18 protein-coding genes are annotated in these 17,954 nt (G+C 72.3%); 9 read left to right on the top strand and 9 right to left on the bottom strand.

Annotated elements, in window-relative coordinates; translation table 11 throughout:
- The first annotated feature begins 5 nt into the window (after positions 1-5).
- Together ACFYZQ_RS02335 and ACFYZQ_RS02330 are read left to right on the top strand one after the other, a co-directional pair.
- Positions 6-1,007, top strand: a complete 1,002-nt coding sequence (locus ACFYZQ_RS02335; RefSeq protein WP_389140724.1) for a small ribosomal subunit Rsm22 family protein — start codon at positions 6-8, stop codon at positions 1,005-1,007.
- 127 nt (positions 1,008-1,134) lie between these two features.
- Positions 1,135-1,869: a bifunctional DNA primase/polymerase gene (locus tag ACFYZQ_RS02330; RefSeq protein WP_389140722.1), complete on the top strand. Its 735-nt coding sequence runs from the start codon at positions 1,135-1,137 to the stop codon at positions 1,867-1,869.
- Positions 1,870-1,874: 5 nt separating this feature from the next.
- Here the strand turns inward: ACFYZQ_RS02330 and ACFYZQ_RS02325 are convergent, their stop codons facing one another.
- The 5 genes from ACFYZQ_RS02325 to ACFYZQ_RS02305 form a co-directional block, all read right to left on the bottom strand.
- Positions 1,875-2,867 (bottom strand): hypothetical protein, encoded by a 993-nt coding sequence (locus ACFYZQ_RS02325; RefSeq protein WP_389140720.1) that lies wholly within the window; start codon positions 2,865-2,867, stop codon positions 1,875-1,877.
- Between the two features lie 108 nt (positions 2,868-2,975).
- On the bottom strand, positions 2,976-3,836 hold the full coding sequence (efeU, locus tag ACFYZQ_RS02320; protein ID WP_389140718.1) for an iron uptake transporter permease EfeU: 861 nt from the start codon (positions 3,834-3,836) through the stop codon (positions 2,976-2,978).
- A 3-nt stretch (positions 3,837-3,839) separates the two neighbouring features.
- The gene (efeB, locus tag ACFYZQ_RS02315) at positions 3,840-5,090 is read right to left on the bottom strand and encodes an iron uptake transporter deferrochelatase/peroxidase subunit (RefSeq protein WP_389140716.1); all 1,251 of its coding nucleotides are present in this window, start codon (positions 5,088-5,090) and stop codon (positions 3,840-3,842) included.
- Positions 5,091-5,103: 13 nt separating this feature from the next.
- On the bottom strand, positions 5,104-6,240 hold the full coding sequence (efeO, locus tag ACFYZQ_RS02310; RefSeq protein ID WP_389140714.1) for an iron uptake system protein EfeO: 1,137 nt from the start codon (positions 6,238-6,240) through the stop codon (positions 5,104-5,106).
- 311 nt (positions 6,241-6,551) lie between these two features.
- The gene (locus tag ACFYZQ_RS02305; RefSeq protein WP_389140712.1) at positions 6,552-6,794 is read right to left on the bottom strand and encodes a type II toxin-antitoxin system prevent-host-death family antitoxin; all 243 of its coding nucleotides are present in this window, start codon (positions 6,792-6,794) and stop codon (positions 6,552-6,554) included.
- Between the two features lie 14 nt (positions 6,795-6,808).
- On the opposite strand from ACFYZQ_RS02305, the gene ACFYZQ_RS02300 reads away from it, so the two are divergent.
- The gene (locus tag ACFYZQ_RS02300) at positions 6,809-7,963 is read left to right on the top strand and encodes an RNA-guided endonuclease InsQ/TnpB family protein (RefSeq protein WP_389140710.1); all 1,155 of its coding nucleotides are present in this window, start codon (positions 6,809-6,811) and stop codon (positions 7,961-7,963) included.
- 70 nt (positions 7,964-8,033) lie between these two features.
- Positions 8,034-8,717, top strand: coding sequence for a PhzF family phenazine biosynthesis protein (locus tag ACFYZQ_RS02295; RefSeq protein ID WP_389141854.1), 684 nt, complete (start codon positions 8,034-8,036; stop codon positions 8,715-8,717).
- 3 nt (positions 8,718-8,720) lie between these two features.
- On the opposite strand, the gene map is transcribed toward ACFYZQ_RS02295, so the two are convergent.
- Positions 8,721-9,578, bottom strand: coding sequence for a type I methionyl aminopeptidase (map, locus tag ACFYZQ_RS02290; RefSeq protein ID WP_389140708.1), 858 nt, complete (start codon positions 9,576-9,578; stop codon positions 8,721-8,723).
- Between the two features lie 58 nt (positions 9,579-9,636).
- On the opposite strand from map, the gene ACFYZQ_RS02285 reads away from it, so the two are divergent.
- A complete protein-coding gene (locus ACFYZQ_RS02285) occupies positions 9,637-9,870 on the top strand; it encodes a hypothetical protein (RefSeq protein ID WP_389140706.1) in 234 nt (77 codons plus the stop codon).
- A 384-nt stretch (positions 9,871-10,254) separates the two neighbouring features.
- Here the strand turns inward: ACFYZQ_RS02285 and ACFYZQ_RS02280 are convergent, their stop codons facing one another.
- Both ACFYZQ_RS02280 and ACFYZQ_RS02275 read right to left on the bottom strand, forming a co-directional pair.
- A complete protein-coding gene (locus tag ACFYZQ_RS02280; RefSeq protein WP_389140704.1) occupies positions 10,255-11,547 on the bottom strand; it encodes an MFS transporter in 1,293 nt (430 codons plus the stop codon).
- A 68-nt stretch (positions 11,548-11,615) separates the two neighbouring features.
- Complete coding sequence (locus ACFYZQ_RS02275; RefSeq protein WP_389140702.1) at positions 11,616-12,212, bottom strand: hypothetical protein; 597 nt, start codon at positions 12,210-12,212, stop codon at positions 11,616-11,618.
- Between the two features lie 177 nt (positions 12,213-12,389).
- On the opposite strand from ACFYZQ_RS02275, the gene npdG reads away from it, so the two are divergent.
- Positions 12,390-13,109, top strand: a complete 720-nt coding sequence (gene npdG / locus ACFYZQ_RS02270) for an NADPH-dependent F420 reductase (protein WP_388788063.1) — start codon at positions 12,390-12,392, stop codon at positions 13,107-13,109.
- A 4-nt stretch (positions 13,110-13,113) separates the two neighbouring features.
- The gene (locus ACFYZQ_RS02265; protein ID WP_389140700.1) at positions 13,114-13,347 is read left to right on the top strand and encodes a hypothetical protein; all 234 of its coding nucleotides are present in this window, start codon (positions 13,114-13,116) and stop codon (positions 13,345-13,347) included.
- Here the strand turns inward: ACFYZQ_RS02265 and ACFYZQ_RS02260 are convergent.
- Complete coding sequence (locus tag ACFYZQ_RS02260) at positions 13,329-14,099, bottom strand: site-2 protease family protein (RefSeq protein WP_389140698.1); 771 nt, start codon at positions 14,097-14,099, stop codon at positions 13,329-13,331. The genes ACFYZQ_RS02265 and ACFYZQ_RS02260 overlap by 19 nt on opposite strands.
- Before the next feature lie 109 nt (positions 14,100-14,208).
- Between ACFYZQ_RS02260 and ACFYZQ_RS02255 the strand changes: the two genes are divergently transcribed.
- Together ACFYZQ_RS02255 and ACFYZQ_RS02250 are read left to right on the top strand one after the other, a co-directional pair.
- Entirely contained in the window at positions 14,209-14,643 is a 435-nt protein-coding gene (locus tag ACFYZQ_RS02255) for a DUF6578 domain-containing protein (protein ID WP_389140696.1), read from the top strand.
- Positions 14,644-14,657: 14 nt separating this feature from the next.
- Entirely contained in the window at positions 14,658-17,930 is a 3,273-nt protein-coding gene (locus ACFYZQ_RS02250) for a BTAD domain-containing putative transcriptional regulator (protein WP_389141852.1), read from the top strand.
- Positions 17,931-17,954 lie beyond the last annotated feature (24 nt).

Genomic DNA, 17,954 nt, shown 5'->3' with positions numbered 1-17,954 from the left:
GGCGGGTGAACGCCCCCGCCTCCGCAGCCGACACCCTCCGCGCGACCCTCACCGGCCTGCTCGACGGACTCCCGCCCAAGCAGGCCGCCGGAGCCGTGGAACGGCTGATCGCCAACTACCGGGGAGACACCCCGACCGACGCGCCGATCCTCCGGGACCGCGCGGACGTCGCCGCGTACGCCGCCTACCGGATGCCGGCCACCTTCGAGGCGGTGCGCTCGGCGCTGGCGGCGTTCGCGGACGCCGTACCGGGATGGACGCCGGGCAGCCACGTCGACGTCGGCGGCGGCACCGGCGCGGCGACCTGGGCGGTCAGCGCCACCTGGGCGGGGACCCGGCCGGTGACCGTGCTGGACTGGGCCGCGCCCGCGCTCGCGCTCGGCGAGGAGCTCGCCGCCGCCCACCCGGAACTCGGGAACGCCCGCTGGCAACGCGCCCGCATCGGCGCCGCCCTCACCCTCGACCCGGCCGACCTGGTCACCGTCTCCTACGTCCTCAACGAACTCACCGAGCCCGACCGCACCGCCCTCGTCGACGCCGCCGCGCGGTCCGCCCAGGCCGTCGTGATCGTCGAGGCGGGCACCCCGGCCGGTCACGCCCGGGTCATCGAGGCCCGCGACCGGCTCGTCGAGGCAGGCTTCCGGATCGCCGCGCCCTGCCCGCACAGCGCCGTCTGTCCCCTCGCCCCCGGCACGGACTGGTGCCACTTCTCCGCGCGGGTCAGCCGCTCCTCCCTGCACCGGCAGGTCAAGGGCGGCTCGCTGGCCTACGAGGACGAGAAGTTCAGCTACGTCGCCGCCACCCGCCTCCCCGCCGTCCCCGCGCCCGCGCGCGTCGTCCGGCGCCCGCAGATCCGCAAGGGCCAGGTCCTCCTCGACCTGTGCGAGGCCGACGAGCACAAGCGCCGCACCACGGTCACCAAACGCCACGGCGACCTGTACCGGGCGGCCCGGGACGCGGACTGGGGCGACGCGTGGCCGCCGGCACCGGAGCCGGAGCGCTCCTGACACCGGGTCACGGCCCGGGTTCGCCCCGCGCTGACCGCATGGTCACCCTTGCCCCGGATGCCCCCGGCGCACGGGAAGGTGGGACCATGGGGCATGCTGTCCGCACAACAGCGATGCGAGGCGATAGATGAGCGGGACGTTCGACGGCCGGTCCGGCCGGCAGGGCAGACTCTCCCAGTGGCTGCGTGGCCGCCGCCCGAAGGAGACCGCCGACGACGGCGGCCGTGAGGCCCTGCTGCTGGCCGCCGCCGAAGCGGGACTGCCGCTCGCGCCCGCCGCGCACCCCGCGCCCGGCTACCGCTGCTCCTGCGACCGGGTCGGCTGTCCGACTCCTGCCCGGCACCCCGTGTCCTTCGCCTGGCAGACGCAGTCCACCACCGACCGCGCCCAGATCGAGCGTTGGGCCCGGCACCAGCCGGAGGCCAACTTCATCACCGCCACCGGCATGGTGCACGACGTCCTCGACGTGCCGGCGGAGGCCGGCCGGGAGGCCCTGGAGCGGCTGCTCGGCTCCGGCGTCGAGGTCGGTCCGGTCGCCGAGAGCGACGACGGCCGCATGCTGTTCTTCACCCTCACCCGGGGCACGCCCGAGGACGAGGACGAGTGGTGGCCCTGCGAACTGGACTGCCACCCCGAGACGATGGACGAGCACCCGGGCCTGCGCTGGCACTGCCGGGGCTCGTACGTGCTGGTCCCCCCGGCCCGGCTGCCCGGCGACGGCAAGGCGGTGCGCTGGGTACGCGGCCCGGAGCATCCGCTGCCCGACCCGCTGAGCCTGCTGGAGGCCCTCACCGACGCCTGCGCCCGCCACGCGGGCCAGGAACCCGGCCACCCGGCGGCGGCCTGGCCCCTGCGGCACTGAACCCCCTAGCTGCCCTGAGCGCCCGTCAGACCCTGGATGCGGCCCAGCAGCGACACCTTGCCGCCCGGCTTCGGGTCCAGGGCGACCTCGTTGGAGACGAACTCCAGCGTCAGGGACTGCTTGACCTCGCCCTTGGTCAGGGCCTTGACGTCGGCGCCCCTGGAGGGCACGGAGGTGCCCGCGGCGGCGGTCTCCTTCTCGTAGTGGTGCGTGGTGAAGAACACCAGCGCCCCGCCGTCCGCCGTGCGCAGGGCCAGCGGCGCGTAGTCGCCGCGCGTCAGCGGTTCGTCGATGTACTGCGTGACCAGACCCGGCTTCCTGGCGCTCTTCGCGCGGTCCGCGCGCCACCCGCTGGTGTGCGCGCCGTCCGCGAAGCTGCTCCCGCCGCTCTTGAGGTACGTCGCGTAGTCCTGGCTCAGCGCCTGCGGCTCGACCGCCAGTGACGCCGAGGTCGCGGGGACGGCCTCGCCCCAGCCGTCCGCGTCCTTCTTGAACTCCGGCACGCTGCCGGGGGCCACCAGCGTCACGTACGCCGCCTGCCACGGCTCGGCCAGGTCGCCGCGGGTGAAGACGAACAGCCAGCGGACGGAACCGCCCTTGTTGGCGGCGGTGTCCGCGACGAACCAGCGGGGCCAGCCCGCCTTCTTGACGATGGTGAACTTCGCGTCCGACAGCTTCAGCGGCGTGTGCGCCGGATTGCCGCCCGGGCTGTTGATCTGCCCCGCCTTCAGCCGGGCCCCGTCGATGTCGCCGAACGCGCCCGTGACGTGGTCGGCGTCCAGGGAACGGTCGTACGCCTTGTCGGCCTTGTTGTACGCGTCCGTGAACTGCCGCAGTGCCTTCGCGGCCTCGGCGCGGGTCGCGGCGGGGAGCACCTCGCGCTCCCCGTGCACCACCATGCATCCGCTCGCCGTCAGCGACAAAGCGGTCAGCGAAGCCGCTATGAGTGTGTTCCGGTCACGCCTGCGAAGCCCGCGAGGGCTGCGATCCCTGCTCATCGGGTCCCTTCACCTTCCCCTTCCCGGAGGCGAACCCTACCGGGAGGGAACGGTGTACGGACGCCGGGTGCCCCGGGCGGCGGTCCGGCGCTCAGGCCTTGCCGTGACTCAGGCCTTGTCGTGCGCCGCGGGCGGCGCCGGCTGCGACTTGCCGCGCAGCTGGGCGAAGAAGTCCGACGGAGCGAGGAACACCGCGAGCGTCGGTACCAGATACAGCAACCACACCGTGACCTGTACGACGGTCGGATCGGGCTGGAAGTTGAGGACGCCCTTGAGCAGGATGCCGTACCAGCTCAGCGGCGGGATGACATCGCTGATGTCGAAGGCCAGGTCGGTTTGGCCCGGGATGATGGCGGCCTCCTGCAGATCGTGGAAACCGTAGGCGAGCACGCCCGCCGCGACCACGACCAGCATGCCGCCGGTCCAGGTGAAGAACTTGGCGAGGTTGATCTTCAGGGCGCCCCGGTAGAACAGCCAGCCGAGGAGCACCGCCGTCGCCAGGCCGAGCGCCGCGCCGACCAGCGGGCGCGGGGTGCCGTCGGAGGCCGAGTGCACCGACGCCCACAGGAAGAGGGCGGTCTCCAGGCCTTCGCGGCCCACGGCCAGGAACGCCGTCGCGACCAGCGCGCCCGTGCCCATCGCGAGGGCCGCGTCCAGCTTGCCGTGCAGTTCCGCCTTCAGGTGCCGGGCGGTGCGCCGCATCCAGAACACCATCCAGGTCACCAGGCCCACCGCGACGATCGACAGGGAACCGCCGAGCGCCTCCTGGGCCTTGAACGTCAGCTCCTGGGAGCCGAACTCCAGGACGCAGCCGAAGCCCATGGCGATGGCGACCGCGGTGCCGATGCCGATCCAGATCGGCTTCAGGGCGTCCCTGCGGCCGGTCTTGACCAGATAGGCGATCAGGATGCAGACGACGAGGCTGGCCTCCAGGCCCTCGCGCAGAGCGATCAGATAGTTGGAGAACACGGGCTACGCCTCCTCGGTGAGCAGTGTCCGGCCCCACCAGTCGTCCTGGTCGCGGACGCCGGGCGGGACGGCGAACACCGCCGAACCCACGTGCTGGATGTACTCGTTGAGCGCGTCGTGCCCCGCCAGCTTGCGCTGCAGCGGGATGAACCCCTTGCGCACGTCGCGCTGGTAGGCCAGGAAGAACAGGCCCGCGTCCAGGCGGCCGAGCCCGTCTGTGCCGTCGGTGAAGGAGTAGCCCCGGCGCAGGATGGTGATCCCGTTGTTGGAGTCGGGGTGCGCCAGGCGCACGTGCGCGTCCGGCTTCATCGCCTTCAGGAACGGCTCGTCGTGCTCCTTCGCCTTGCCGACCGGGGCGCCTTCGCCCTTGTCGCGGCCGAAGACGTCCTCCTGCTCCTGCAGCGAGGTCCGGTCCCAGGTCTCGATGTTCATCCGGATCCGCCGGGCGACCAGGTACGAGCCGCCGGTCATCCACCCCGGGCCGTCGCCGTCGCCGACCCACACGAACTTCTTCAGCCGGTCCGTCTCCGTGCCCGCGATGTTGCGGGTGCCGTCCTTGAACCCCATGAGGTTGCGGGGTGTCTGGGCGTCCGGCGTGGTCGAGGAGGTCTTGCCGAAGCCCAGCTGGGACCAGCGGATGGCGACCTTGCCGAAGCCGATCCGGGCCAGGTTGCGGATCGCGTGCACGGCGACCTGCGGATCGTCCGCGCAGGCCTGGATGCACAGGTCGCCGCCGGTGCGGGACTTCTCGAGGTTGTCGCCGGGGAAGGCGGGCAGGTCGACCAGGGCCGCCGGCCGCTTGTCCTTCAGCCCGAACTTCTCGAACAGGGAGGGCCCGAACCCTATCGTCAGGGTCAGCCGTGAGGGCTTCAGCCCCAGCGCCTCACCGGTGTCGTCCGGCGGTGCCTCGGCGAGCCCGCCGTACGCGCCCTCGCCGACCGCCTTCCCGGAGGTCATCCGGCGCGCGGCGGCCGTCCAGTCCTTCAGCATCCGCACGAACTCGTCGCGGTCGTCGGTCTTGACGTCGAACGCGGCGAAGTGCAGCCGGTCCTGCACCGGTGTGGCGATGCCCGCCTGGTGGGTGCCGTGGAAGTCCACCGCCGCGCCGGTGTCGGCCGCGGCCGGGTCGGCGTCGTCGCCGGTCCTCGCCATCGCCACCGCACCGCCGGCCGCGGCGGCCCCGAGCGCGAGGCCGGCGCCGCCCCAGCCGATCAGGGCGCGGCGGGAGGGGCTGGTTCCCTGGGTGTCCGTCACTGTTGTCGTCCCCCTACTTCACGACGGCCGCGGCGAGCTTGGACAGGGGTTCCGCGAGGGCGTTCACCGCGTCCGACAGTTCCTTCTGCTGGTCGTCGGTGACCTTGTCGTAGGAGACGAAGTCGTACGAGGTCCTGTTCGACCGGTACTTGTCCAGCAGGGCGTTCAGCGCGCCGAACTGCTTGTCCAGTTCCTTGGTGAGGGCCGGGTCGTTCTTCTGTGCGACCGGCTTGAGCAGCTCGTACGCCTTCTGCGCGCCCTCGACGTTGCCCTTGAAGTCGACGAGGTCGGTGTGCGAGTAGGCCTCCTCCTCGCCGGTCACCTTGCCGGTGGCGACCTCGTCCAGCAGCTCCTTGGCGCCGTTGGCCATGGAGGTCGGGGTGATCTCGGCCTTGCCGACCCGCTTCTGCCAGTCCTTCAGGTCGGTCACCAGCTGGTCGGCGAGCGCCTTCTCCTCGGCGCCGGTCTTCTTGTCCTTCCACAGGGCCTTCTCCAGGCGGTGCCAGCCGGTCCACTTCTGGCCGGACTCCAGCCCGTCCTCGCGGATGTCGACCTTGGGGTCGATGTCGCCGAAGGACTCGGCGACCGGCTCGGTGCGCTCCCAGCCGAGCCGGGAGGGGGCGTAGGCCTTCTTCGCGGCCTCCAGGTCGCCGTCCTTGACCGCCTTCACGAACGTCCCGACCAGCGGCAGCGTCTGGTCGGCCTGGTCCTGGGCGTAGGCGCGGTAGTCGGCGACCGCCTTGTCGAGCTGCGGGTTCCGCTTGGCGGCGGTGGAGCCGCCCGTGACGGTGAGCTTCTGCCGCACACCGTGGCCCTTCATGCCCGGGCGGCAGGCGATCTCGTACGAGCCGGCCTTCACCTCGGCGGTCAGCGTGTACTTGGTGCCGGGGCCGACGTTCTCCTTCTCGGAGATGATCCGGCCGTCCGGGAGGACGATCTCGACCTCGGTGGCCTTGCTGCCCTTGTTCTCGATCCGCAGCGTGACCTGGCCGGCCGGGACCGACTTGGCGGAGGTGTCGCACGTGGAGTCGGCGGCGGTCACCTGGATGGCGTCGCCGCCCTTGGCGTCGCTCTTCGCCGTGCAGGCCGAGAGGACGGTCAGAGCGGCCGCGGTCGCGGCGGCGGTGACGGTGAGCTGGACGGCTCGCATGCGGGCTCCAAGCGAAACGGTGTGGTGAGGCTGCCCTAACTTACCTGAGGCTTACCTCAGTACTACCCACCCGGTCCGTGATTCAGCTCGCACGGAAAGATCACAGACACGGCTTGATATCGACGGCGAAAAGTAGACACCAAGAGTAGGTAAAGAACAGGTCAAGTCGTCTTGTCGCCGGACATGCGAAGCGCCCTAACGCACTCCTGGCCCCTCCCTGGCTGCGCCCCCCGCCTGGGGCGCCCTCATCGCCCGGGTGATGTTTCAATTCCCCACGTGATCGGGACGTTCTTTGCTGCTGAACTCACCCTTCAGGGTGGAGTGGACTCATCCTCCCCTGCGAGGTGCGCAGCGCCGATCCCCCGTTCCGCATTCTCGGCGACGGTGAGCGGCACGACGGCGGCCACGCGGCGGCCGCGGCTGGTGATGTATGTGATTCGTCCACGCGCGGACGCGGCGTTAAGGACGTCCGCGAGGTGGCGGCGAGCGTCGGCCACGGAGACTTCCACAGGTTCATCGTTCACGCGCCCCAACGTACCGGTATGGACTTTCATGTACATTGATGTACATGCAGCTCAGGTACAACTACCGCCTCGAGCCGACGCCGGGGCAGCGCATCGCGCTGGCAAGGGCGTTCGGGTGCGCCAGGACGGTGTTCAACGACGGACTGCGTATTCGGCAGGAAGCCCACGCCGCGGGTATGCCGTACCTCAAGGACGCCGACCTTCAGAAGCAGGTCATCACCGCCGCGAAGCGGACTCCCGAACGTGCTTGGCTCGCCGAGGTGTCCAGCGTGGTTCTGGTGCAGGCACTGGCCGACCTGCACACCGCGTACCGGAACTTCTTCGCCTCGGTCACTGGCCGCCGCAAGGGCCCGAAGGTCGGTGCACCCCGGTTCCGGTCGCGCAAGGACAACCGGCAAGCGATCCGGTTCACTCGCAACGGCTTCCGGCTGCGCCCCGACGGCAGGCTGAACGTCGCGAAGATCGGCGACATCAAGGTCCGCTGGTCCCGCGCCCTGCCGTCGGATCCGTCATCGGTCACCGTGATCAAGGACGCGTCCGGCCGGTACTTCGCGTCGTTCGTCGTGCATACCGACCCAGCGCAAATCCTGCCGGAAGCCACGGGCGAGATCGGGATCGACCTGGGCCTCGCACACTTCGCGGTCCTCTCCGACGGCCGGAAGATCACCGCACCGAAGTTCCTGCGCCGCGCCGAGCGCAAGCTCCGCAAGGCACAGCGATCCCTCTCCCGCAAGGCAAAAGGCTCGAACAACCGCAGAAAGGCCGTCCTCCGCTTAGCCAAGGCACACGCCAAGGTCGCGGACGCGCGTCGGGACCACCACCACAAGCTTTCTACGGCGATCGTCCGCGATACCCAAGCGGTCTACGTCGAGGACCTCGCGGTGAAAGGCCTCGCCCGCACACGGCTCGCCAAGTCGGTTCACGACGCCGCGTGGGCCCAGTTCGTTGCCATGCTGGAGTACAAGTCCGCACGGTACGGGCGCGCCTTCGGCAAGGTGGACCGCTTCCTGCCGTCGTCGCAGACCTGCTCGGTGTGTTTCGTCATCGACGGGCCCAAGCCCCTCAACGTCCGCGAGTGGACGTGCGGGGCGTGTCAGACCATCCACGATCGGGACGTCAACGCGGCCCGGATCGTCCTCGCGGCCGGACGGGCCGAGAGGGAAAACGCCTGCGGAGGGACCGTAAGTCCCTCCGTCTGACGGAAGGCAGGACCCTGTGAAACAGGAACCCGGCTCAAGGCGCACCGCTATCGCGGACGCCAGGGAGGGAATCTCCCGCCTTCAGGGGGGAGAGGACGTCAATGACTACGACGTGCTGCGCGTCTTCTGCGCGGCCAACGGGGGATACGGCAACGAGCTGGGCGTCGTCCGCGACGGCTCGCGGATCCCCCACCCGGACGACCGCCAGGCCTTCGCGGCGAAGCTCGGCTTCAGCGAGACGGTGTTCGTCGACGACCCCGAGCGCGGGGTCATCGACATCTACACGCCCACGCTGCGCCTGCCCTTCGCCGGTCACCCCTGCGTCGGCACCGCCTGGCTGCTCGACGTACCCGAACTCGTCACCCCGGCCGGGGTCGTCGGCGCCCGCCTGGACGGCGAGTTCAGCTGGATCGAGGCCCGCCCGGAGTGGGCGCCGCCGCGCACCCTGCGCCAGTACGCCACCGCCGCCGAGGTCGAGGCGCTGCCCGTGCCGTCACCCGGCGAATGGATTTACGCCTGGGCCTGGGAGGACGAGTCCGCCGGCCGCATCCGCGCCCGCGCCTTCCCCGGCCGGAACGACGGCATCGAGGAGGACGAGGCGACGGGCGCGGCGGCCCTGCTGCTCACCGAGCGACTGGGCCGCGCCCTCAACATCACCCAGGGCTCGGGCTCCCAGCTCCTCACGGCCCCGCAGCCGCACGGGTGGGTCGAGGTGGGGGGCCGGGTGTACCTGGAGCGCGAGCCGGAACGCTAGAGGCTACGGCAGCGTGAGGATGTCCGCGCCGGTCTCGGTCACCACCAGGGTGTGCTCGAACTGGGCCGTGCGCTTGCGGTCCTTGGTCACCACGGTCCAGCCGTCGTCCCACATGTCGTACTCGTGCGTGCCCAGCGTCAGCATCGGCTCGATCGTGAAGGTCATCCCCGGCTTCATGACCGTGGTGGCGTGCGGGCTGTCGTAGTGCGGGACGATCAGGCCGGAGTGGAACGACGAGTTGATGCCGTGCCCGGTGAAGTCCCGGACCACGCCGTACCCGAAGCGCTTGGCGTAGGACTCGATGACCCGGCCGATGACGTTGATCTGCCGGCCGGGCCTCACGGCCTTGATCGCCCGGTTGAGGGACTCCCGGGTCCGCTCGACCAGCAGCCGTGACTCCTCGTCCACGTCGCCGACCAGGTAGGTGGCGTTGTTGTCGCCGTGCACCCCGCCGATGTACGCCGTCACGTCCAGGTTGACGATGTCGCCGTCCCTGAGCACCGTCGAGTCGGGGATGCCGTGGCAGATGACCTCGTTGACGCTGGTGCACAACGACTTGGGGAAGCCGCGGTAACCGAGCGTCGACGGGTAGGCGCCGTGGTCGCACATGTACTCGTGGGCGACCTTGTCCAACTGGTCCGTGGTCACGCCCGGCGCGATGAGCTTCGCGGCCTCCTCCATGGCCCGCGCGGCGATACGCCCGGCGATCCGCATCGCCTCGACGGTCTCGGGCGTCTGCACCTCCGGCCCGGTGTACGGCGTCGGCGCGGGCTTGCCGACGTACTCGGGGCGACGGATGTTTCCGGGGACCGGGCGGGTGGGGGACAGCTCCCCTGGGACGAGCAGCGACTGGCCAGACATGCCAGCGAGTCTAACCAGCGGGCGCGGGGGAATATGTCCGTGGCGAGAGGAGCTGGTCATGGCCCTGTTCAAGAAGCGGACGGCCGGAAAACCCGGCGAGTGGTACTACTGCCTGCAGCACAAGAAGGTCGAGGAGGGCCCGGAGTGCCCGGCCAAGGACCGCTTCGGGCCGTACACCACCCGTGCGGAGGCCGAGCACGCGATGGAGAGCGCCCGCGAGCGCAACCTCCAGTGGGAGAACGACCCCCGCTGGCACGACGCGCCGGCCGGCGGCACGAAGGACGACGACTGACCCGCCCCCGGAACGGCACCCCGGCGGGCCGGAAACGGACGCCGGCCTGGCGGCCCGCCCGGGCCCCGGTGGCGCCGGCTCGGCCGTGTGCCGCTTCTGCTTTCGTGCCGCGTGCTCGCGTTCCCTCAGCAGGGAGAAGCGCTGCGCTGTGACCTGGCGCCAGGCGGCCGGGAGCGCGGACGGAGGGGGCCGGGGCTGCGGCCGGCCGGTGAGGGCCGCGGTCCGGCCGACGCGGTGTGTCGCCGACGGCGCCGGACGTGCGCTGACCGGCGTGCCCGGGGTCCGGGCGACGGTGGCTCGGCCGCGTGCCGGCCTCTTCTTCCGCGTCGCTTGCTCACGACCCCGGCGGGGGAAAGGCCTTCCCCGGGCACGGACGCCAGGTGGTCAGGCCTCCGCCGCCGCCGGTGCGGACGCGGTCCGTAGGGCGCGCAGGCGGGTCGCGTGCTCGTTCGTCCGTACGTCGTACGTCATCAGCTTCGGCAGGCACAGCGCCAGCAGCCCCACCGCGCCCGCGCACAGCAGCCCGCCGGACCAGACGGACGCCCGCACCCCCCACCAGGCGGCGAAACCGCCCGAGCGGACCTGCCCGACGGTCGGTCCGACCGAGTACGACAGCAGCTCGATCCCGGCCAGCCGGCCGCGCAGCTCGTCCGGGATCGTCTGGTTCCACATGGCCCCGCGGAAGATCCCGCTGACCATGTCGCAGCCACCGGCCACGGTCAGGAACAGCAGCACCAGCCAGATGTTGCCGACGACGCCGACGGCCGCGATCGCCAGGCCCCACAGCGCGGCCGACAGCACCACCATCAGCCCGTGCCGGTGCACCCGCGACGTCCAGCCGCTGGTCAGGCTCACCAGCATCGACCCCAGCGGGACCGTGGCGTACATCAGGCCCAGCGACCAGTCGGCGTCCAGTTCGTCGGCGAGGAAGGGCAGCACCGCGAGCGGCATCGCCAGGAACATCGCCGCGAGGTCGACGGCGTAGGTGCCGAGCAGCTCCTTGCGGCTCCAGGCGTACCGGGCGCCCTCGGCGATGGACCGCAGGGACGGCTTACTCGCCTCGTGCGAGGCGGGGCACGGTGCGATGCGGACGACGTACGCCAACGAGATCACGAACGTCGCCAGGTCCGCCGCGTAGGCCGCGCCGAGCCCCGCGTACGCCACGACCACGCCCGCCACGGCCGGTCCCGCGACCCCGCCGACCGTCCAGCGCAGGGAGTTGAGCGAGGCGGCGGCCGGCATGTCGTCGTGGGCGACGATCCGCGGCCACAGCGAGTCCAGGGCCGGCCGCTGGACGGAGACCAGCGCCGACGAGAGGGCGGCGACGGCGTACAGCGGCCAGACGGCCGGGCGGGGCAGCAGCGCGTTGCCCAGCAGCACCGCGCTCAGCAGCCCCTGCCCGGCCTCCGTCCACCAGATCAGCTTCCGCTTGTCCAGCGCGTCCGCGAGAGCGCCGCCGTACAGCCCGAACACCAGCAGCGGCACCAACTGGACCGCTCCGACGGCCCCGACGGCCACCGTGGACCCGGTGAGGTCCTTCATCTGCACGGGCAGTGCCACGAAGGTGAGGAAGCTGCCGAAATTGCTGATCAACCCGGACACCCACAGCGTGCGGAAGTCGGCGGAGGCCCGCCACGGGGACAGATCGGGGAGGAGGTTGCGCAGGCCGGAGGTCACGAGCGGTCATGGTCGGGCGGAAGGAGGGACAGGGCAACTGGTTTTCTCCCCTGTGTGCTGCCTGCCCCTCACCAAGGGGCAGGGGGCGGCGCCGTCAGCATCTCCGCCAGCCGGGACAGCCGGTCCCGGAACCCCCGCCGGACCCTCGGACAGCCCGCGTTCTCGCCCGCCGCCGCGCTCACCAGGTGCTGCACTCTGTCCAGGTCCAGCTCCGCCCCCTCCGGCACCACCAGTGTCTCGTGGGCCATCGACTCCAGCTCGCCCCCGCCGGCACCCAGGGCCAGCACGGTCACCCCGGACCGGCGGGCGTCGTGCACCCGCTGGAGCAGCGGCGCGGGCTCCTCCGGAGCCACGACGAGCAGCGTCTCGCCCCGCCGCGCCGCCTCGATCCGCCCGGGCCCGACGGCCAGGTGCGCCGGGTCCGAGGGGCGCGCGTCGTGCCGTACCAGGGTCGGGGCCAGCTCGGGCGTGCCCGACCAGGCGGCCTCGTCCACCAAGTGGGCGGCCAGATGCCAGGGCTCGTACTGAGGGGTGCCCACCAGCAGCAGCCCTCCGCCGTGCGTCACCACGGACCCGCGCAGCGTGCCCGCGAACCGCCGGGTGGCCTCCAGCCACTCGGTCCCGGCGAGCACTTCGCGCAGCAATGCGACCCGTACGGCGTCCATACGACCGCATGGTGCCGCAACCGGTCACTCGTGACGCGGAATTCACCCTGAATTCGCCCGACTCGGGGACACTGCCCGATCACCGCGGAACCCTCCGGCCCGGGGGAGTCGCGGTGGGGCCCGTGACCCGGCTCACCCCAACCGTGGGGACCGTGGGGGCGGACGTAGAGTCGGCGCATGACCTCTAGTGACACCTCCAGCGACAGCGCACCGCAGAAGGCCCCCGCCAAGGACCCGTGGGACCTGCCCGACGTCTCCGGGCTGGTCGTCGGCGTGCTCGGCGGCACCGGGCCGCAGGGCAAGGGCCTCGCCTACCGGCTCGCCAGGGCCGGACAGAAGGTGATCATCGGCTCCCGGGCCGCCGAGCGCGCCCAGGCCGCCGCCGAGGAGCTCGGGCACGGCGTCGAGGGCGCCGACAACGCCGAGACCGCCCGGCGCAGCGACATCGTGATCGTCGCCGTGCCCTGGGACGGCCACGGCAAGACCCTGGAGTCCCTGCGCGCGGAACTGGCCGGGAAGCTGGTCGTGGACTGCGTCAACCCGCTCGGCTTCGACAAGAAGGGCGCCTACGCGCTGAAGCCGGAGGAGGGCAGCGCCGCCGAGCAGGCCGCCGCGCTGCTGCCGGACTCCCGGGTGGCCGCCGCTTTCCACCATCTGTCGGCGGTCCTCCTGCAGGACCCGGAGATCGCCGAGATCGACACCGACGTCATGGTGCTCGGCGAGGAGCGCGCCGACGTGGAGATCGTCCAGGCGCTGGCCGGACGCATCCCCGGCATGCGCGGCATCTTCGCCGGGCGGCTGCGCAACGCCCACCAGGTGGAGTCCCTGGTCGCCAATCTGATCTCCGTCAACCGCCGGTACAAGGCGCACGCGGGGCTCCGCATCACGGACGTCTGACCGCATGGGGGACACTGGTCGCCGAAGCAGTGTCCCCCGACAGGAGCCGCCAGAAATGCCCCGCCTCGCCCTCTACACCCTCGTCGTCTGCGTCCTCGCCGTGGCCGCGGCCGTCGTCTCCTTCGTCCAGGGAAGCTGGCCGGTGGGGGTCGTCTGGGTGCTGCTGGCCGGTCTGTCCTCCAACATGACCTGGTACTACCTGCGGCGGGACCGGGCCGGCTACTCCCAGAAGCGGTAGAGGCTCCAGCCGAGCGAGGCCTCGTAGTCACTCACCCCGAGCGCCCGCAGGACCGCGTCGACCACGTCGAAGAACACCTGGTTCACCGACGGCAGCCACAGCAGCGCGAACACGAACAGCAGCCCGAACGGGGCGAACGGCTCCACCTGCCGCTTGACGCCGTCCGACAGCCAGGGCTCGATCACGCCGTAGCCGTCGAGACCCGGGACCGGCAGGAAGTTCAGGAGCGCGGCCGACACCTGGAGCAGCGCCAGGAAGGCGAGGGCCAAACGGAACTCGAGGGGCACCCCGTCCAGCGCGTGCAGCCAGAACGGCGCCGTGCACACCGCCGCGAACAGCACGTTCGTCAGCGGGCCGGCCGCCGAGACCAGGCTGTGCCGCCAGCGGCCCCGGATCCGGCCGCGCTCGATGAACACCGCGCCGCCCGGCAGGCCGATCCCGCCCATCATCACGAACACCACCGGCAGCACGATGCTGAGCAGGGCGTGCGTGTACCGCAGCGGGTTCAGCGTCAGGTAGCCCTTCGCGCCGACCGAGATGTCACCGCTGTGCAGGGCCGTGCGCGCGTGCGCGTACTCGTGCAGGCACAGGGAGACGATCCAGGCGCCCGTCACGAACAGGAACACGGCGACGCCCGGCTGTTCGGCGAACCCCGTCCAGGTGGCCCATCCCGTGACAGCGGTGACGGCCAGTATCCCGAGGAAGACCGGGCTGATCCGGCGGTCGTCGGCGCGGGTGGTGGCGGTGGTCATGTAAGAGGCTCCCGTGGGACGGGGGGCGGTCGGGAAGCCGACCGTACCTGGCTGGGGACACGCAGGAAAACGTCTCGCGGTGTCCGCGCGGTTCCTGAAGGGTGGGGGCATGGCGCTGATGAGGGTGTTCTACGAGGACTGGCAGATGGAATGCTGCGGCCGCCCGTTCGCCGTGGGCGACGAGATCGGCTGGCGACTGGTCCCCTACGACGAGCCGCAGGTCCGGGAAGAGGCCCGCTACGGCGCCCAGGCGTGGGTGGAGAACCACGGCGGCCCCCGGCGGAAGACCACCGGCCGGGTCCGCTCCATCGACCTGGTCCGCGAGGAGTACGCGGAACCCGCCCCCGGAGACGGCGGCCTCTCACCGGTGCCCGGCACGTGGACACTCGAGCCCGTCGAGAAGTGCCCCAAATGGTTCGAGCACCAGGAGACGGTCACGAAGGCAGGCCTGCGCCGCGCCCGCCGCACGTCCGGCGCCCTCGTCACCCTGGACGTCCCCGACCCCGCGCAGCCCGAACCGCGTGAACCGCGTGACCGGCGGTGAGTGCGGCGGGGAGAATAGGGCCCGTGCGGTATCGCGTTCTCGGCACCACCCAGGCACTCCGCCCCGACGGTACGTCCGTTCCCGTGGGCGGGGCGCGGCTGCGTGCGCTGCTGACCGTGCTCGCGCTGCGGGCCGGGCGGACCGTGCCGGTGAGCGTGCTGGTGGACGAGGTCTGGGACGGCGAGCCCCCGGCCGACGCGACCGCGGCGCTGCAGGCGCTGGTCGGGCGGCTCAGGCGGGCGCTCGGGGCGGACGCCGTCGCCTCCGCGGACGGCGGGTACCGGCTCACCGCCGCGCCGGACGACATCGACCTGCACCGCTTCGAGCGCCTGACCGGCGAGGGACTGCGCGCTCTGGCAGACGGCGACCCGGCCAAGGCGGCCGCGGTCCTCGACGACGCCCTCGCACTGTGGCACGGTCCCGCCCTCGCGGACCTGCCCGACCGCACCGCCGAGGCCGCCCGCTGCGCCAACCGACGCCTGGACGCCCTGCGCGCCCGGCACACCGCTGCCCTCGCTCTCGGCCACGCCGACGGGGCACTGCCCGAGCTGACCGCACTGTGCGACAGCCACCCCCTGGACGAGGCCCTGCAGGCCCTGCGGCTGCGCGCCCTGCGGGACACGGGCCGCACGGCGGAGGCACTGGCCGCCTACGAGGACGTACGACAGCTCCTCGCCGAGCGGCTCGGCTCCGATCCGGGCCCCGAACTGCGGGTGCTGCACGCTGAGTTACTGAGCCCCGAGACGTCCTCGGCGGCGGTGTGCGCGCCCGGGACGTCCCCGCCACCGGGCAACCTGCCCGCCCGTCTCACCTCCTTCGTGGGCCGGGAGACCGACATCGAGGCCATCCGGGCGGATCTTACGGCGGCCCGGCTGGTCACGCTGCTCGGACCCGGCGGCGCCGGGAAGACCCGGCTGTCGCAGGAGGCCGCCGAGGCCGCCCGGGACGTCGCCCGCGACGGGGCGTGGCTGGCCGAACTGGCGCCCGTCGACGATCCCGAGGCCGTCCCGGAGGCGGTGCTCACCGCGATCGGCGCCCGCGAGACCGTGCTGCACGGCGCCGGCGCCGAGGGGCTGCGGGCCGTCGCCGACCGGCACGACGACCCCGTGGAGCGGCTCGTCGAACACTGCGGCCGGCGCCGGATGCTGCTCGTCCTGGACAACTGCGAGCACGTGGTGGACGCCGCGGCCCGCCTCGCCGAGCGGCTGCTGGCCCGCTGCCCGGAGGTGACCGTGCTCGCCACCAGCCGGGAACCCCTGGGCGTCCCCGGTGAGTTGCTGCGCCCCGTGGAGCCGCTGCCCGAGCCGACCGCGCTGCGGCTCCTCGCCGAACGGGGGGCGGCCGCCCGGCCCGGCTTCCGCGTCGAGGACGACCCGGAGGCGTGCGCCGAGATCTGCCGGCGCCTCGACGGCCTCCCCCTGGCCATCGAACTCGCCGCCGCCCGGCTGCGGATGCTCACGCCCCGCCAGATAGTCGACCGGCTCGACGACCGCTTCCGCCTGCTCACCTCCGGCAGCCGTACCGTGCTGCCGCGCCAGCAGACCCTGCGGGCCGTCGTCGACTGGTCCTGGGACCTGCTCGACGAAGGGGAACGGGAGGTGCTGCGCGGCCTGTCGGTCTTCGCGGGCGGCTGCGACCTCGCCGCCGCAGAGGCGGTGTGCGGACCGGACGCCTTCGACGCGCTGGGCTCCCTGGTCGACAAGTCCCTCGTCGTCGCCGCACCCGCCCCCGACGGCGCGATGCGCTACCGGCTGCTGGAGACCGTCGCCGAGTACGCGGGCGAACGGCTCGACGAGTCCGGCCGCCGGGAACGAACCGAGCGCGCCCACCTGACGTACTTCCGTGAACTCGCCCGCACCACCGACCCGTTGCTGCGCGGACCCGGTCAGGCCGGCGCCGTCGCGCGGATCCAGCTCGAGTACGAGAACCTGCGCACCGCCCTGCGCCGTGCGGTGGCCGGGCAGGACGAGCAGGAGGCGCTCTGCCTGGTCCTCTCCCTGGTCTGGTACTGGCAGATGCGCGACCTGCGCATCGAGGCCCGCCATCTGTGCAGCGACGTCATGGCACTCGGCCCCGACCCGTTCGCCGAGCCCGTCCGCCGCGCCGCACCGGTGTGGCAGCGCTGCACGGACGTACCGCCCCCGTACACCGGCGACGTGCTCGACGAGGCCCGGCGCGGTCTGCACCTGGCCCATCTCGCCTGCATGGACACCGAGCTGGACGCCTGGCAGACCCCCGCGGCGCAGGCGAAGCTGCGCGTCATCACCCAGGTGTACGAGCCCGGCATGCCGCAGACCTGCCGTCCCCCCGGCATGCTGTGGTTCTTCGCCGTGCTGCTGACCGGTGGCGTCGACAAGATGCGCACCATCATCGACGCCTGCGTGCGGACCTCCCGGGAGACACCGGGCTTCGAGTGGGAACTGGCCTCCACCCTCCAGATGCGCGCCAACATCCTTGCCAACCGCACCGAGTGGGCGAGCGACGCCGCGCGCGACGCCGACGAGGCACTGGAGATCTTCCATCGCCTCGGCGACGCCTGGGGCGCCGCCGAGGCGCTCTCCGCGCGCGGCGAGTCCCACGAGCGCAAGGGCGGGTACGAGTCGGCCGCCGCCGACTTCCGGGCGGCCATCGAGCACGCCGAACGCCTGGGCGCCCGCGCCCAGACGGCGGTGCTCGGCGTCCGGCTGGCCGCCGTCCTCCTGGAGGCGGGCGAGCCGGAGCGCGGCGAGCGCATGCTGCGCGAGGTAGTCGCCCGCCAGGACGGCAGCACCAACGAGGCGATGCCCATGGCCCGCCTCGTCCTCGCCGGCCGGCTCTCGCTCACCGACCGCGTCCCGGAGGCCCGCGAGCAACTCCGCCTGATCCGCCAGGATTTCGGGATCGCGCACTTCCCCGTCTTCGACGCCCTCATCCTCGGCCAGGAGGCCTGGGTGGACGCCCTCGACGGCCGCGCCGACGCAGCCCTGGACAAGATCCGGCGGGCGCTGGACCAGGCCGCGGACCCGCTGTCCCGGACCATCGCCCCGCATCTGCAGCCCGCGTATCTGACCATCGCCGCGACGGCACTCGCAGCGGTCGACGGCGGCTCCCGCGCCCGCGACGCCGCCCGTTGCCTGGCTGCCGCCGACGCGATGCTGCCGTCCGGTCATGTCGCGTCGACCATCGAGCGGGAGGTCCGTGGGCGTACCGAGGCGGCCGTCCGGGCCGTGCTCGACGAGGAGGCCTACGACTCCGCGTACGCCGAGGGCGGTGGCCTCTCTCCCGCGGAGGCCACCGCCCTGCTCTGACGCACCCACCCGGACGACCGGCAC

This window comes from Streptomyces sp. NPDC001843 (assembly GCF_042891955.1).
Classification (GTDB): Bacteria; Actinomycetota; Actinomycetes; order Streptomycetales; family Streptomycetaceae; genus Streptomyces.
Note: the sequence above shows the minus strand (reverse complement) of the source record. Positions and strands in the feature narration are given on the sequence as shown.

Excerpts from the sequence above, each read along its gene's own strand:
- npdG (WP_388788063.1), top strand. The coding sequence starts at position 12,390 with ATGACCTCTAGTGACACCTCCAGCGACAGCGCACCGCAGAAGGCCCCC.
- map (WP_389140708.1), bottom strand. The coding sequence starts at position 9,578 with ATGTCTGGCCAGTCGCTGCTCGTCCCAGGGGAGCTGTCCCCCACCCGC.
- ACFYZQ_RS02255 (WP_389140696.1), top strand. The coding sequence starts at position 14,209 with ATGGCGCTGATGAGGGTGTTCTACGAGGACTGGCAGATGGAATGCTGC.
- ACFYZQ_RS02275 (WP_389140702.1), bottom strand. The coding sequence starts at position 12,212 with ATGGACGCCGTACGGGTCGCATTGCTGCGCGAAGTGCTCGCCGGGACC.
- ACFYZQ_RS02265 (WP_389140700.1), top strand. The coding sequence starts at position 13,114 with ATGGGGGACACTGGTCGCCGAAGCAGTGTCCCCCGACAGGAGCCGCCA.
- efeO (WP_389140714.1), bottom strand. The coding sequence starts at position 6,240 with ATGCGAGCCGTCCAGCTCACCGTCACCGCCGCCGCGACCGCGGCCGCT.
- ACFYZQ_RS02260 (WP_389140698.1), bottom strand. The coding sequence starts at position 14,099 with ATGACCACCGCCACCACCCGCGCCGACGACCGCCGGATCAGCCCGGTC.
- ACFYZQ_RS02285 (WP_389140706.1), top strand. The coding sequence starts at position 9,637 with ATGGCCCTGTTCAAGAAGCGGACGGCCGGAAAACCCGGCGAGTGGTAC.
- ACFYZQ_RS02305 (WP_389140712.1), bottom strand. The coding sequence starts at position 6,794 with ATGAAAGTCCATACCGGTACGTTGGGGCGCGTGAACGATGAACCTGTG.
- ACFYZQ_RS02330 (WP_389140722.1), top strand. The coding sequence starts at position 1,135 with ATGAGCGGGACGTTCGACGGCCGGTCCGGCCGGCAGGGCAGACTCTCC.
- ACFYZQ_RS02300 (WP_389140710.1), top strand. The coding sequence starts at position 6,809 with ATGCAGCTCAGGTACAACTACCGCCTCGAGCCGACGCCGGGGCAGCGC.
- ACFYZQ_RS02325 (WP_389140720.1), bottom strand. The coding sequence starts at position 2,867 with ATGAGCAGGGATCGCAGCCCTCGCGGGCTTCGCAGGCGTGACCGGAAC.